The organism is Hydrogenophaga sp. T2 (assembly GCF_049843535.1).
Lineage (GTDB): Bacteria > Pseudomonadota > Gammaproteobacteria > Burkholderiales > Burkholderiaceae_C > Hydrogenophaga > Hydrogenophaga crocea.
Genome location: NZ_JBBHZJ010000001.1, coordinates 1 through 13,728 on the forward strand (window position 1 = coordinate 1; position 13,728 = coordinate 13,728).

General features: G+C 68.9%; 15 protein-coding genes. 8 read left to right on the top strand and 7 right to left on the bottom strand.

The genetic code is table 11. The features are described from left to right. Positions 1-28: 28 nt before the first annotated feature. A complete protein-coding gene (gene ilvN, locus WDZ95_RS00005; protein ID WP_166226756.1) occupies positions 29-520 on the bottom strand; it encodes an acetolactate synthase small subunit in 492 nt (163 codons plus the stop codon). A gap of 120 nt (positions 521-640) precedes the next feature. Continuing rightward, positions 641-2,419 (bottom strand): acetolactate synthase 3 catalytic subunit, encoded by a 1,779-nt coding sequence (locus WDZ95_RS00010; RefSeq protein WP_425775731.1) that lies wholly within the window; start codon positions 2,417-2,419, stop codon positions 641-643. 241 nt (positions 2,420-2,660) lie between these two features. On the opposite strand from WDZ95_RS00010, the gene WDZ95_RS00015 reads away from it, so the two are divergent. The 3 genes from WDZ95_RS00015 to WDZ95_RS00025 are packed head-to-tail and all read left to right on the top strand — an operon-like array spanning position 2,661 to position 4,200. Then, positions 2,661-3,215 carry an RDD family protein gene (locus WDZ95_RS00015; RefSeq protein ID WP_425775732.1) on the top strand — a complete coding sequence of 185 codons (555 nt, stop codon included), beginning with the start codon at positions 2,661-2,663 and terminating at the stop codon, positions 3,213-3,215. Continuing rightward, positions 3,212-3,616 carry a diacylglycerol kinase gene (locus WDZ95_RS00020; protein WP_425775733.1) on the top strand — a complete coding sequence of 135 codons (405 nt, stop codon included), beginning with the start codon at positions 3,212-3,214 and terminating at the stop codon, positions 3,614-3,616. Before WDZ95_RS00015 ends, WDZ95_RS00020 begins: the two co-directional genes overlap by 4 nt. Next, positions 3,613-4,200, top strand: a complete 588-nt coding sequence (locus WDZ95_RS00025) for a TIGR00730 family Rossman fold protein (protein WP_425775734.1) — start codon at positions 3,613-3,615, stop codon at positions 4,198-4,200. Before WDZ95_RS00020 ends, WDZ95_RS00025 begins: the two co-directional genes overlap by 4 nt. Positions 4,201-4,210: 10 nt before the next feature. On the opposite strand, the gene WDZ95_RS00030 is transcribed toward WDZ95_RS00025, so the two are convergent. The 3 genes from WDZ95_RS00030 to WDZ95_RS00040 form a co-directional block, all read right to left on the bottom strand. After that, positions 4,211-4,549: a P-II family nitrogen regulator gene (locus WDZ95_RS00030; RefSeq protein ID WP_166226761.1), complete on the bottom strand. Its 339-nt coding sequence runs from the start codon at positions 4,547-4,549 to the stop codon at positions 4,211-4,213. Between the two features lie 73 nt (positions 4,550-4,622). Next, positions 4,623-5,354: a hypothetical protein gene (locus WDZ95_RS00035; protein WP_425775735.1), complete on the bottom strand. Its 732-nt coding sequence runs from the start codon at positions 5,352-5,354 to the stop codon at positions 4,623-4,625. 1 nt (position 5,355) lies between these two features. Continuing rightward, entirely contained in the window at positions 5,356-5,943 is a 588-nt protein-coding gene (locus WDZ95_RS00040; protein ID WP_425775736.1) for a phage tail protein, read from the bottom strand. A gap of 165 nt (positions 5,944-6,108) precedes the next feature. On the opposite strand from WDZ95_RS00040, the gene WDZ95_RS00045 reads away from it, so the two are divergent. Continuing rightward, complete coding sequence (locus WDZ95_RS00045; RefSeq protein ID WP_425775737.1) at positions 6,109-7,143, top strand: asparaginase; 1,035 nt, start codon at positions 6,109-6,111, stop codon at positions 7,141-7,143. On the opposite strand, the gene WDZ95_RS00050 is transcribed toward WDZ95_RS00045, so the two are convergent. Next, the gene (locus tag WDZ95_RS00050) at positions 7,121-8,806 is read right to left on the bottom strand and encodes an NAD+ synthase (protein ID WP_425775738.1); all 1,686 of its coding nucleotides are present in this window, start codon (positions 8,804-8,806) and stop codon (positions 7,121-7,123) included. The genes WDZ95_RS00045 and WDZ95_RS00050 overlap by 23 nt on opposite strands. Here WDZ95_RS00050 and WDZ95_RS00055 point away from each other — a divergent pair. Genes WDZ95_RS00055 through WDZ95_RS00065 form a run of 3 tightly spaced genes read left to right on the top strand, consistent with a single transcriptional unit; the run spans position 8,805 to position 10,803 of the window. After that, positions 8,805-9,980, top strand: coding sequence for a GNAT family N-acetyltransferase (locus tag WDZ95_RS00055; RefSeq protein ID WP_425775739.1), 1,176 nt, complete (start codon positions 8,805-8,807; stop codon positions 9,978-9,980). The two genes, WDZ95_RS00050 and WDZ95_RS00055, sit on opposite strands and share 2 nt — an antisense overlap. A 23-nt stretch (positions 9,981-10,003) precedes the next feature. Next, positions 10,004-10,360, top strand: coding sequence for a hypothetical protein (locus tag WDZ95_RS00060; protein ID WP_425775740.1), 357 nt, complete (start codon positions 10,004-10,006; stop codon positions 10,358-10,360). Next, entirely contained in the window at positions 10,354-10,803 is a 450-nt protein-coding gene (locus WDZ95_RS00065; RefSeq protein WP_166226766.1) for a bactofilin family protein, read from the top strand. Before WDZ95_RS00060 ends, WDZ95_RS00065 begins: the two co-directional genes overlap by 7 nt. A gap of 13 nt (positions 10,804-10,816) precedes the next feature. Here WDZ95_RS00065 and ppa read toward each other — a convergent pair whose 3' ends face one another. Further along, positions 10,817-11,359 (bottom strand): inorganic diphosphatase, encoded by a 543-nt coding sequence (ppa, locus tag WDZ95_RS00070; RefSeq protein WP_425775741.1) that lies wholly within the window; start codon positions 11,357-11,359, stop codon positions 10,817-10,819. Positions 11,360-11,635: 276 nt separating this feature from the next. Between ppa and WDZ95_RS00075 the strand changes: the two genes are divergently transcribed. Then, positions 11,636-13,699, top strand: a complete 2,064-nt coding sequence (locus WDZ95_RS00075; RefSeq protein WP_425775742.1) for a sodium-translocating pyrophosphatase — start codon at positions 11,636-11,638, stop codon at positions 13,697-13,699. The last annotated feature ends 29 nt before the right edge of the window (positions 13,700-13,728 follow it).

Here is a 13,728-nt window from a genome sequence, read left to right on the forward strand (position 1 = left end):
CTTGCTCCGTTGAAAAAGGGGGATGTGTTCAGACGCGCAGGATTCTCTCGCCGCGGCCGATGCCACTGGCACCGGTACGCACCGTCTCGAGGATGGCACTGCGGTCGATGGCTTCCAGGAAGGCGTCGTTCTTGCCCTGGTCGCCGGTGAGTTCGATGGTGTAGCTCTTGTCGGTCACGTCGATGATGCGGCCGCGGAAGATGTCGGCCATGCGCTTCATCTCTTCGCGTTCCTTGCCCACCGCGCGCACCTTCACCATCATGAGCTCGCGCTCGGTGTAGGCGCCCTCGGTGAGGTCGACCACCTTCACGACCTCGATGAGGCGGTTCAGGTGCTTGGTGATCTGCTCGATGACGTCGTCCGACCCGGTGGTCTGGATGGTCATGCGCGACAGGCTGGGGTCTTCGGTGGGCGCGACGGTGAGCGACTCGATGTTGTAGCCACGGGCCGAGAACAGGCCCACCACGCGGGAGAGTGCGCCGGGCTCGTTCTCGAGCAGCACGGCAATGATGTGCTTCATGACAGCTTCCTCTTTTCGCCGCCCTCCCCTGACACCGGTAAGTGCCAGGCTTGGCGATCAATAGATTCGACTTGGGGAATGGCCCGGCCTCGCGGACGGGCCGACGGGCCGACGGGGCGTTTACAGGTCTTCCGAACCCAGCAGCATCTCGGTGATGCCCTTGCCGGCCTGGACCATGGGGAACACGTTCTCGGTCGGGTCGGTGCGGAAGTCCATGAAGACCGTGCGGTCCTTGAGCTTGCGCGCCTCGCGAAGCGCGGGCTCCACGTCTTCGGGACGCTCGATCAGCATGCCCACGTGGCCATAGGCCTCGGCCAGCTTCACGAAGTTGGGCAGCGCGTCCATGTAGCTGTGGCTGTAGCGGCCCGAGTACTCGATCTCCTGCCACTGGCGCACCATGCCCAGGTAGCGGTTGTTGAGCGACACCACCTTGATCGGGGTGTTGTACTGCAGGCAGGTGGACAGCTCCTGGATGTTCATCTGCACCGAGCCTTCGCCCGTGATGCAGAACACCTCGGCGTCGGGCTTGGCGAGCTTGATGCCCATGGCGTAGGGAATGCCCACGCCCATGGTGCCCAGGCCGCCCGAGTTGATCCAGCGGCGCGGCTCATCGAACTTGTAGAACTGCGCGGCCCACATCTGGTGCTGACCCACGTCGGACGTGATGTAGGTTTCGGTGCCCTTGGTCATGTTCCACAGGGTCTCGACCACCATCTGCGGCTTGATCACGTCCTTGTTGCCGCGGTCGTACTTGAGGCAGTCGCGCGAGCGCCAGCCTTCGATGGTGTTCCACCACTCGCCCAGGGCCTTTTCGTCGGCGCGCTGGCTGGTCTCGCGGACCATGTTGATCAGCTCGGTCAGCACGTCCTTCACGTCGCCCACGATGGGCACGTCGACCTTCACGCGCTTGGAGATGCTTGAGGGGTCGATGTCGATGTGGATGATCTTGCGTTCGTTCTGCGCAAAGTGCTTGGGGTTGCCGATCACGCGGTCGTCGAAGCGCGCGCCCACGGCCAGCAGCACGTCGCAGTTCTGCATCGCGTTGTTGGCTTCGATGGTGCCGTGCATGCCCAGCATGCCCAGGAACTTGCGGTCGCTGGCGGGATAGGCACCCAGGCCCATGAGGGTGTTGGTCACCGGGTAGCCGAGCAGGTCGACCAGGGTGCGCAGCTCTTGCGTGGCGTTGCCCAGCAGCACGCCGCCGCCGGTGTAGATGTAGGGGCGCTTGGCGTTGAGCAGCAGCTGCAGCGCCTTGCGGATCTGGCCGCCATGGCCCTTGCGCACGGGGTTGTACGAGCGCATCGCCACGCTCTCGGGGTAGCCGGTCCAGGCGGTCTTGTTGAAGGACACGTCCTTGGGCACGTCGACCACCACGGGGCCGGGGCGGCCCGAGCGCGCGATGTGGAACGCCTTCTTCATCACATCGGCCATATGCCGCACATCTTTGACGAGGAAGTTGTGCTTGACGATGGGGCGCGTGATGCCGACGGTGTCGCACTCCTGGAAGGCGTCGAGGCCAATCGCCGGCGTCGGCACCTGGCCCGAGATGATCACCATCGGGATGCTGTCCATGTAGGCCGTGGCGATACCGGTGACCGCGTTGGTCAGGCCGGGGCCGGAGGTGACCAGGGCCACGCCCACGTCGCCGGTGGCGCGCGCATAACCGTCGGCGGCGTGCACGGCGGCCTGTTCGTGGCGCACCAGCACGTGCTGGATGGTGTCCTGCTTGTAGAACGCGTCGTAGATGTGCAGCACTGCGCCGCCGGGGTAGCCCCAGACGTACTTGACGTTCTCGGCCTGCAGGGCCTTGACGAGGATTTCCGCGCCGCGGAGTTCGAGGGGAGCGTCGCCGGCCGTGGCGGCGGCGGCCGAGGCCAGTTCGGCCTTGGAGATGTCCATGATCAACCTTTCGAGAATTTCTCTGACGAAAAACCTTGGGTGCCCCTCGGCCAACCCTTGTGAGGCGACGTCGGGACTTGAGACCAGTGGCCATGGGCGGAACGTATCCACCGGACCCTGATCCGTTTGCCGTGTGATGACGAAAGCCGCAGATTATGGCACCGCAGCAAAGGCCCGCCGCCGGTTTTTCGTCGACCGAAGCCGGAATGCGACAATTCCGCGCTTATCCGCGAAACCTCCCATGACCCCCGACGCCCCCGCTTCCGGCGCCGCCCGACCCGACCTCACCGCCCCTTCACTGCGCCGCCGCATGGCCTGCTGGCTCTATGAGGGCATGCTCATGTTCGGTGTGGTGTTCATCGCCGGCTACCTGTTCTCGGCGCTCACGCAGCAGCGCCATGCCCTGGACAACCGCCACCCGCTGCAGGCCTTCCTGTTCGTGGTGTTCGGCATCTACTTCACCTGGTTCTGGCACAAGGGCCAGACCCTGGCGCAGAAGACCTGGAACATCCGCGTCGTCGATGCCCAGGGCCGCCCGATTGGTCAGTGGCGCGCGCTGTGGCGCTACGTGCTGTCCTGGTTGTGGCTGCTGCCCCCGCTCGCGCTGAGCGCGGTGCTGGGCACCAGCGGCGGCGAGCTCGCGGTGTTGCTGATGGGCTGGGTGCTGGTCTACGCGCTGCTGTCGCGCTTTCACGCCCAGCGCCAGTTCCTGCACGACGCGCTCGCCGGCACGCGCCTGGTGCACCACGCCCAGGCCCCAGGCCCCAAACGCGCCCGCAAAGGGCTCAAGGCATGACCCCGCAACACCACGAAGACGTCACCGCGCAAAAGCGCCGCACCGGCCTGAGCCGCATGTGGCACGCCCTGTTTTATTCGTTCGCGGGCCTGCGCGCGGGCTGGGGCGAAACCGCGTTCCGACAGGAGGCGATCGCGTCTGTCGTGCTGGTGCCGCTGGCCTTCTGGGTGGGACAGGGCTGGGTGGAGACCGCGCTGCTGATCGGCACCGTGGTGCTGGTGATGGTGGTGGAGTTGCTCAATACCGGCATCGAAACCGCCATCGACCGCATCGGGCCCGAGTGGCACGTGCTGTCCAAACGCGCCAAGGACATGGGCAGCGCCGCGGTGCTGCTGAGCCTGCTGCTGTGCAGCGGCACCTGGATCGCGGCGCTGTGGATGCACTTCGGGAATCCGGCGTGAGCGGGCCGGCCTTCTCGCTGTGCGTGTACTGCGGCTCGCGCCCGGGCGCGCAACCCGCGTTCGCCGAGGCCGCGCGCGCCGTGGGCCGCTGGATCGGCGAACGCGGTGGCCAGCTGGTGTATGGCGGTGGGCGCAATGGCCTCATGGGTCTGGTGGCCGACAGCACGCTGCAGGCCGGCGGCCGCGTGGTGGGCGTGATCCCGAAGGCGCTGGTCGAGAAGGAATGGGCGCACCACGGCTGCAGCGAACTGCACGTGGTCGACACCATGCACGAACGCAAGCGCCTCATGGCCGAGCACGCTGACGCTTTTCTCGCCCTGCCCGGCGGCATCGGCACCTTCGAGGAGTTCTTCGAGGTCTGGACCTGGCGCCAGCTCGGCTACCACGACAAACCCGTGGGTCTGCTCAACGTGGACGGCTACTACGACGGCCTGATGGCCTTCCTGCGCACCGGCGTGCAGGCGCAGTTCATGGGCGACTGGCAGATGGACCTGATCCGCGTGTCGCCCGACGCACAGGCGCTGCTGCCGGAGCTGGTGCAGTCGGCCGGGCTGGCCCCGGCCCCGCGCCTCGACGCGATCTGAAGCGCCGCGCTCAGACGGCGGTTTCGTCTTCTTCGCCGGTGCGGATGCGCACCACGCGCTCGACCGAGGTCACGAAGATCTTGCCGTCGCCGATCTTGCCGGTGCGCGCGGCGTTGACGATGGCCTCGACGCAGCGGTCCACGTCTTCGTCTTTCACCACCACCTCGACCTTGACCTTGGGCAGGAAGTCGACCACGTACTCGGCGCCGCGGTAGAGCTCGGTGTGGCCCTTCTGACGACCGAAGCCCTTGACCTCGGTCACGGTCAGGCCGGTCACGCCCTGCTCGGCCAGCGCCTCGCGCACCTCCTCGAGCTTGAAGGGCTTGATGACGGCGGTGATCTGCTTCATGTCGTGAACCTCTGGTGATGTCTGGCGTGCCGAAAAATGTATCACGCCGCCATCGGCCCACGGCCGCAGCGCCTCACTGGCAAGTGAATGACACCGCGATGGCGCCGGGATCGGCCATGGCCGACAACGCCTGCGTGCCCACCATCTGCACCTCGACGGCATCGCCCGCCTGCCAGGCCGGGCTCATGGTCCACGCGCTCGCGCACGAGCGGTCCAGGTCGTCGATGCCGCAGGCCCATTCGGGCCGCGTTTCGGCCACGAGCGCCGACAGCGACGGGCCCGGTGTGTGCAGCACCTGGAAGCGGTAGCGCTGCCCGGCGCCGGGGGTGCCCAGCGTGGCCACGCGCAGACCCGCCTGGGCGCAATCGCGCGGCAGCAGCACCGGCAGGCGCAAGGTGGCATTGATGCCGCCGACGATCAGGTAATAGGTGCCATCGCCGAAGACCGTGTTGGGGTCGATGCGCCAGGCCATGTCGAACGGCGCCCCGCCGGCCGGGCCGGTGGCACCCGAGGGACCGGCCGGGCCCGGGGGCCCCGCTGGCCCCGTGAGCGAGACGCCCAGCGGCGGCCAGGCCCCGCCGGCCTTCGGGCCGTACAACAGGGACGCGGCCGTGTCGAGGTAATAGTCGCCGTCGTTGCCGACGCTGTCGCCCGGCGCGCCGGCGCCCGCGATCACCACGGGCGGACGCGTTTCGGCCGCCGCCACGACCTGCACGGTGTCGCCACCGCCGCAGCCACTCAGGCCCAGCACGAACAACAGACAGACCAGCGCAGCCAGCGCGTGCAGATGCCAGGGCCGCAGCATCTCAGCCCCGCGCGGGAAACACGCCCTCGAGCGCGATGAGGTAGGTGATGCCCAGGGCCGGACCGCGGATGGGCAAGGGCAGGCCGCCCCCGGTGTTGCCCACCGCCACCTGACCACTCACCACGGCCGGTGCCATGCCGGCATTGGCCTGGGACAGGGGCGCGAAGCCGGGCAGCACCGCGCCCGTGGACGTGACCGGATTGGCCGCCACCGCGCCGGTGGCGTTGGTGAGCGAGCCCGGACCGCTGAAGGCGCCGGGCTGTGCGCTGGCGTTTGAGAGGCTCGCGGGGTGGCCGTGCGGCGGCAGGTGGTTGATCAACACCGCCACGCGCTCGGCCCCCACGGCCTGGCCCAGGCCGATGGGGTCGAGGCCGTTGCCCTGCCCGGCGCCCACGGGTGCGCGGCCGCGCAGGTCGGGAATGCCGAAGGTGGTGATGCCGTCGCCGCCGTAGGTGGTGCCCAGCAGCGTGAACAGCGGCCGGTACTGGGCGATAAGCAACTGGCTGCCGTCGCAGATCGCCCACCCCAGGGGCGCAAAGTCGAAGGCAACGGCACAGATTTCGCCGACGTAGGGATCGGTCGCGGGCATGGGATTCCTCCTGGCGTTCGGGTGACAGCGGGCGTCGGCATGCTAGGAACGCCCCCCAGCCCAACCCATACTGCGATGGCACTAGATCCCGACGCGTCGCCAGCGCGTGATCCATTCATCAAGCGCCTCTCGAGGGCATACTGGCCGGCCCCGCCGAGCCCCCCCATGACCACGAACACCCCCTGCCCCCGCCACGTGCCCATCGCCGCGAGCTTTCGCGGCAGCCACCCCGAGAACATTCACCACGGCTCCTTCGCGGTGGTGAACGCCGCGGGCGAGCTGCTGGCCCGCACCGGCGACGTGGACACGCCGGTCTTCACGCGCTCTTCGCTCAAGCCCTTTCAGGCCATGCCCCTGATCGCGCGCGCGGCCGAGCGCCTGCGGCTCGACGACGCCGACATCGCCCTGCTGTGCGCCAGCCACAACGGCGAGCCCATGCACACCGAACGCGCGGCGGCGCTGCTCGCGCGCATCGGCGCCGACGAATCGGCGCTGGCCTGCGGCGTGCATGAGCCCTACGTGTTCCGCTTCAACGGCCTCACGCCGCCGGCGGGCGCGCGCTACGGCGCGCTGCACCACAACTGCTCGGGCAAGCACTCGGGCATGCTGCTGCTGGCCGACGCGCTGGGCGCCCCGCTGCAGGGCTACCTGGCCACGGACCACCCGGTGCAGCGCGAGATCGCGCACTGCGTGAGCCATTTTTCGGGCGTGCCCGAGCACGCGCTGGTGCGGGGCATCGATGGCTGCAGCGCGCCCAACATCGCCCTGCCGCTGCGCTCGCTCGCGCATGCCTTCGCACGGCTCACGCTGGACACACCCGACAGCCGCTACGGCAGGGCGCCGCAGCGCATCGCGCGCGCCATGAGCCGCCATCCCGACCTCGTAAGCGGGCGCGGCCGCAACGACCTGCACCTGATGCAGGCCGGCCGCGGCGACTGGGTGAGCAAGGTGGGCGCCGACGGCGTGCAGGCGCTTGCGAGTTTCAGCCGGGGCATCGCCATCGCGGCCAAGTGCAGCGACGGTCAGCTCGCGCCGCTGATGGTGGCGCTGGTGGCCGCGCTCGAACAGCTCGGCTGGCTCGAAGACACCGACCGCGAGGCGCTCGCGCGCCTGCTGCCGCCGCCGCTGAAGAACGCGGCCGGCGTGGAGGTCGGCGACATGCGCGCCGTGCTCGAGCTCAAGCCCGGTACTTGCTCGTGATCGGGTAGCGCCAGTCCTTGCCGAAGCTGCGGTGGGTCACGCGGATGCCCACCGGCGCCTGGCGGCGCTTGTACTCGTTGATGCGGATCAGCCGCACCACCTTCTCCACATCGGCCCGCGCGAAGCCCTCGGCGATGATGCTCTCGGGGCTCTGGTCGTTCTCCATGTAGCGCTCGATGATGGCGTCGAGCACCGGGTACTCGGGCAGGCTGTCCTGGTCCTTCTGGTCGGGGCGCAGCTCGGCGCTCGGCGGCCGCACGATGATGCGCTCGGGGATCGGGTTGGCACCCGTGCCGTAGGGGTCGTGCGCGTTGCGCCAGCGCGCGAGCCGGAACACCGCGGTCTTGGCCACGTCCTTGATCACCGCGAAGCCGCCCGCCATGTCGCCGTAGAGCGTGCAGTAGCCCGTGGCCATCTCGCTCTTGTTGCCGGTGGTGAGCACGATGCTGCCGAACTTGTTCGACAGGCCCATGAGCAGAGTGCCGCGGATGCGCGCCTGCAGGTTCTCTTCGGTGGTGTCTTCGGGCCGGCCTTCGAACAGCGGCGCGAGCGAGGCCTTGAAGGCCTCGAACTCGGGCGCGATCGCGATCTCGTCGTAACGCACGCCCAGGCGCGCGGCCATGTCGCGCGCGTCGATCCACGAGATGTCGGCCGTGTAGGGCGAGGGCATCATCACCGCGCGCACCCGGTCCTTGCCCAAGGCGTCGACCGCGATCGCCAGCACCAGCGCCGAATCGATGCCGCCCGACAGGCCCAGGATGGCGCCGGGAAAGCCGTTCTTGCCGAGGTAGTCGCGCACGCCCAGCACCAGCGCGTGCCAGAGGTCGGCGTCGGCGCTGTGCGGGCGATCGGTGTCGGCCGTGATGCGCCAGCCCGCCGCGCCGCGCTCGAAGCGGGCGTCGAACTGCGCCTCTTCGAAGCTCACCGCGCGGCCCGCGAGTTCGCCCTGTGCGTCGAGCACGAAGCTGCGGCCCTCGAACACGATCTCGTCCTGGCCGCCCACCAGGTGGGCGTACACCAGCGGCAGGCCGGTCTGGCGCACGCGCTCGCGCATGTGGGCCTCGCGCTCGCCGCCCTTGCCCGCGTGGAAGGGCGAGGCGTTGATGACGGCGATCAGCTCGGCGCCGGCGGCGCGCAGGTCGGCCGCGGGGGCCTCGAACCAGGCGTCTTCGCAGATCAGCAGGCCCACCCTCACCGGGCGGCCCTGGGCGTCGGGCACCGCGAACACGCAGGGCGCGTCGCCCGGCGTGAAGTAACGGCGCTCGTCGAACACCTGGTAGTTGGGCAGCTCGCGCTTGGCGCAGGTGGCGAGCACGCGGCCCTCGCAGAGCACGCTGGCCGCGTTGTGCAGGGTGGGCACCGACACGCTGCGCTGGCGCGCGCCCAGGCCGGCACGGGCCGGATGTCCCACCACGATGTGCAGGCCTTTGAGGTCGGCGGTCTCGGCCGCCACGCGCTTCACGGCATCATCGCAGGCGTCGATGAAGGCGGGCCGCAGGTACAGGTCTTCGGCCGCGTAACCGCAGATGGCGAGTTCGGGCGTGAGCAGCAGCTGCACCCCGCGCGCATGGGCGGCGCGGGCCGCGTCGACGATGCGGCGGGCATTGCCCGCCATGTCTCCCACCACGAAGTTGAGCTGGGCAACCGATACGGAAAACGTCATGGAAACAGGTGGGCTGACAGGGGAAAACGATTATGTCACCCGGGTTCTCGACGGCTGGGACGCGCTGCCCGCCGCCGCCTGGGACGCGCTGCTCGCGCACAGCAGCGACCCCAGCCCGTTCGCGCGCCACGCCTACCTGCGCGCGATGGTCGACAGCGGCAGCGCGACGCCCGAGACCGGCTGGGCCCTGCGCCTGGTCACGCTGTGGCGCGGCGACACGCTGCAGGCCGCGTGCGCGGTGCAGGTCAAGTCGCACTCCTACGGCGAATACGTGTTCGACTGGGCCTGGGCCAACGCCTACGCCGAACACGGCCTGCGCTACTACCCCAAGGCGCTCGTGGCCGTGCCCTTCACACCGGTGCCGGGCGCGCGGCTGCTGGCGGTGGACGGCACCGCTCGGCGCGCGTTGCTGCGGGCCCTGATCGGCTGGTGCGAAGCCCAGCGGCTGTCGTCGCTGCACCTGCTGTTCCTGCTGCCCGAGGACGTGGCCGCCTGCGAGGCCGAGGGCCTGATGGCGCGCCACACCGTCCAGTTCCACTGGCAGAACCACGACTGGCCCGACTGGGACGCCTTCCTCGCGAGCCTGCAGCAGGACAAGCGCAAGAAGATCCGCCAGGAGCGCCGCAAGGTGGCCGAGGCCGGGGTGCGCTTTCGCTGGGCGCGGGGCCGCGACATCACGGCCGCCGACTGGGCCTTCTTCTACCGCTGTTACGAGCGCACCTACCTCGAGCACGGCAACCCGCCGTACCTCACGCCCGACTTCTTCGCCCGCATGGCGCGCGACATGCCCGAACACTGGCTGCTCTTCGTGGCCGAGCGCGACGGCCAGCCGATCGCGAGCAGCCTGATCGCCATCGACCCCGGGCGCCACGTGGCCTATGGCCGCTACTGGGGTGCGCTCGAGCGCGTGGACTGCCTGCACTTCGAGGCCTGCTACTACCAGCCGCTGCAGTGGTGCCTGGCACACGGCTACCGCCGCTTCGAGGGCGGCGCGCAGGGCGAGCACAAGATGGCGCGGGCCCTGCTGCCCGTGAAAACCACCAGCGCGCACTGGCTGGCGCACCCGGCCTTTGCCGAGGCGGTCGATCGCTTCCTGCAGCGCGAGGGCGCGGGCGTGGCGCACTACCTCGACCACCTCGCCGAACGCAACCCGCTCAAGGCCCGCGGCGCCTAGGCGCTTCGCTACACTCGGCCGCCATGGACGAGCAGGACGCCTTCTTCACCCATGCGGTGGTCGGGCCACCGTTTTCGGTGCTGCTCGGGCGGCGCATGTCGGCGGCCGCGGGCCAGGCCCAGGGCCTGCAGATCGACCCGGCCGATGGCGACGTGCGCGTGAGCCCCGCCTGGCAGCCCTGGGTGATCGAGCGCCTGAGCGAGCTGCCGCCCGGCGTGCCGCGCCGCCGCCCCAAGGCCTGGCGGCGCTGGGTCGAACGCCATGCACTGGGCATTGCCCTGCTGGGCGCGCTGGCGCTGCTGGGGGGCGCGGGCCTCAGCCTGCACGCGCTCGGCGGCTTCGCCCAGCTCAACCACCTCGTGAGGAGCCTGCCGTGGTGAACCCGGTGGCCCAGGACACGCTCACCATCGACCCGGTGGCGATGAACATCGTCAACCGCGTGGCCGCGGGCTGCGACCTCAGCGGCGACCTGAACTTCGAGGGCGGCCTGATCGTGCAGGGCCGGCTCGAAGGCCACATCCGCGTGGACGGCCGCCTCATCATCTGGACCGGCGCCAGCGTGCGCGGGCGCATCCGCGTGCTCGGCGACCTGTACCTGTTCGGCCAGCTGGGCTCGCCCAACGGCGGCCCGCACGACACCAGCCTGGAGTGCGAGGGCATGGTCTACGTGAGCAAGACCGGTGTGTCCACCGGCACCCTGCTCGCGCGGCGGCTCCAGATGTACGAAGGGGCCCAACTCAAGGGCCCCTTCCGCACGCTGCAGACGGCCGACCGCCTGCCCGTGTTGCGCGACGTGCTGGTGGAACCGCCCGCCGCGCCCTGATCGCCACGGCCGCTCAGGCCATCTTGAGCGACTTCTCGTAGTTGGCGATGCCGTCCAGGATTTCCTTGTGCGCGGCGGCCTTGTCGGCCCAGCCCAGCACCTTCACCCACTTGCCCGGCTCCAGGTCCTTGTAGTGCTCGAAGAAGTGCTGGATGGTCTTCAGGCGCATGGGGTTGAGGTCTTCGGGCTTTTGCCACTGCGTGTAGATCGACAGGATCTTGTCCACCGGCACGGCCAGCAGCTTGGCGTCTTCACCGGCCTCGTCCTCCATGCGCAGCATGCCCAGCGCGCGGCAGGTCACCACCACACCGGGGATCAGCGGCACCGGCGTGATCACGAGCACGTCCACCGGATCGCCGTCGCCCGAGATGGTCTTGGGGATGTAGCCGTAGTTCGTGGGGTAGTGCATGGCCGTGCTCATGAAACGGTCCACGAAGATGGCGCCGGTTTCCTTGTCGACCTCGTACTTGATCGGGTCGGCGTTCATCGGGATCTCGATGATCACGTTGAACGATTCGGGAACCTTGCTGCCAGGGGTGACGTTGTCGAGGGACATGAAGTGCTCGGGAGGGGTTGAAGGGAATCTGACCGGGGCGTCACGCGAATGACACCAGGCGCGGCGCGCGCTCCGGATTTACCCTGATTTTACCGACGCGAAGCTGACGGCCCCGGTGGCAAACGGCGCGAATCTCGCTACATTGGTCGCGTTGGCCAATCGCCTCTGCCCTGCTGCAGCTTTCGCAGCAGCGAAGACCGCGAGGAAGCAACGCAGCGGGGGCAGCCCCGGAGGCGTTGCCCCCTCCAAGTCAAAAACCACTGGCAGGAGAAATTCATGGTTGGTCAAAGTGCGCTGATCTTCGCGCTCGTCTGTGGCCTGGTTGCCGTGATCTACGGTTTCTGGTCCCGCAGTTGGATCCTCTCCCAGGAAGCCGGCAACGCCCGCATGCAGGAAATCGCGGGCGCCATCCAGACCGGTGCTGCGGCCTACCTCGCTCGGCAATACAAGACCATTGGCCTGGTCGGCATCGTGCTCGCCGTGCTCATCGGCATCTTCCTCGACGGCCCCACGGCCATCGGCTTCGTGGTGGGTGCGGTGCTCTCGGGCGCCTGCGGCTTCATCGGCATGAACATCTCGGTGCGCGCCAACGTGCGCACCGCACAGGCCGCCACCAAGGGCATGGGTCCGGCGCTCGACGTCGCCTTCCGCGGCGGCGCCATCACGGGCATGCTGGTGGTGGGCCTGGGCCTGCTGGGCGTGGCCGGCTTCTTCTGGTTCCTGGTGGGCAACGGCAACCTCAACGCCTCGTCCAACCTGGCCAAGATGCTCAACCCGCTGATCGGCTTCGCCTTCGGTTCCTCGCTGATCTCGATCTTCGCGCGCCTGGGCGGCGGCATCTTCACCAAGGGCGCCGACGTGGGCGCCGACCTGGTGGGCAAGGTGGAGGCCGGCATTCCCGAAGACGATCCGCGCAACCCGGCGGTGATCGCCGACAACGTGGGCGACAACGTGGGCGACTGCGCGGGCATGGCTGCCGACCTGTTCGAGACCTACGCGGTCACGCTGATCGCCACCATGGTGCTGGGCGCGCTCATGGTCGCGACCGCGCCGCTGCAGGCCGTGCTCTACCCGCTGGTGCTGGGCGGCGTGTCCATCCTCGCGTCCATCGTGGGCTGTTTCTTCGTCAAGGCCAGCCCGGGCATGAAGAACGTGATGCCCGCGCTCTACAAGGGCCTGATCATCGCGGGCGTGCTCTCGCTGGTCGCCTTCTGGTTCGTCACCGCCTGGATCATCCCGGACAACGCGATCGCCGCCAGCGGCAGCCAGCTGCGCCTGTTCGGCGCCTGCTTCGTGGGCCTGGCGCTCACCGGCCTGCTGGTGTGGATCACCGAGTTCTACACCGGCACGCAGTACAGCCCGGTCAAACACATCGCGCAGGCATCCACCACCGGCCACGGCACCAACATCATCGCGGGCCTGGGCGTGTCCATGCGCTCCACCGCCTGGCCCGTGCTCTTCGTGTGCGCGGCCATCGTGGCGGCCTACATGCTGGCCGGCCTGTACGGCATTGCCGTGGCGGCCATGGCCATGTTGAGCATGGCGGGCATCGTGGTGGCGCTCGACGCCTACGGCCCCATCACCGACAACGCCGGCGGCATCGCCGAGATGGCCGAACTGCCCAGCGCGGTGCGCGACATCACCGACCCGCTGGACGCCGTGGGCAACACCACCAAGGCCGTCACCAAGGGCTACGCCATCGGCTCGGCGGGCCTGGCCTCGCTGGTGCTGTTCGCCGACTACACCCACAAGCTCGAAACCTACGGCGCCAAGGTCAGCTTCGACCTCAGCGACCCGATGGTGATCATCGGCCTGTTCATCGGCGGCATGATCCCCTACCTGTTCGGTGCCATGGCCATGGAGGCCGTGGGCCGCGCCGCGGGTTCGGTGGTGGTCGAGGTGCGCCGCCAGTTCAAGGAGATTCCCGGCATCATGGAAGGCACGGCCAAGCCCGAGTACGGCAAGGCGGTGGACATGCTGACCTCGGCCGCGATCAAGGAGATGATCGTGCCCAGCCTGCTGCCGGTGGTGGTGCCCATCCTGGTGGGTGTGTTCCTCGGCCCCAAGGCGCTCGGCGGCCTGCTCATGGGCACCATCGTCACCGGCCTGTTCGTGGCCATCTCCATGTGCACCGGCGGCGGCGCCTGGGACAACGCCAAGAAGTACATCGAAGACGGCCACCACGGCGGCAAGGGCTCGGAGGCGCACAAGGCGGCCGTCACCGGCGACACCGTGGGCGACCCCTACAAGGACACGGCCGGCCCCGCGGTGAACCCGCTGATCAAGATCATCAACATCGTGGCGCTGCTGATCGTGCCGCTGCTGCCGCTGGCGAAGTAAGCCGCGCTCGGCCCCCACTCACAAGGCCC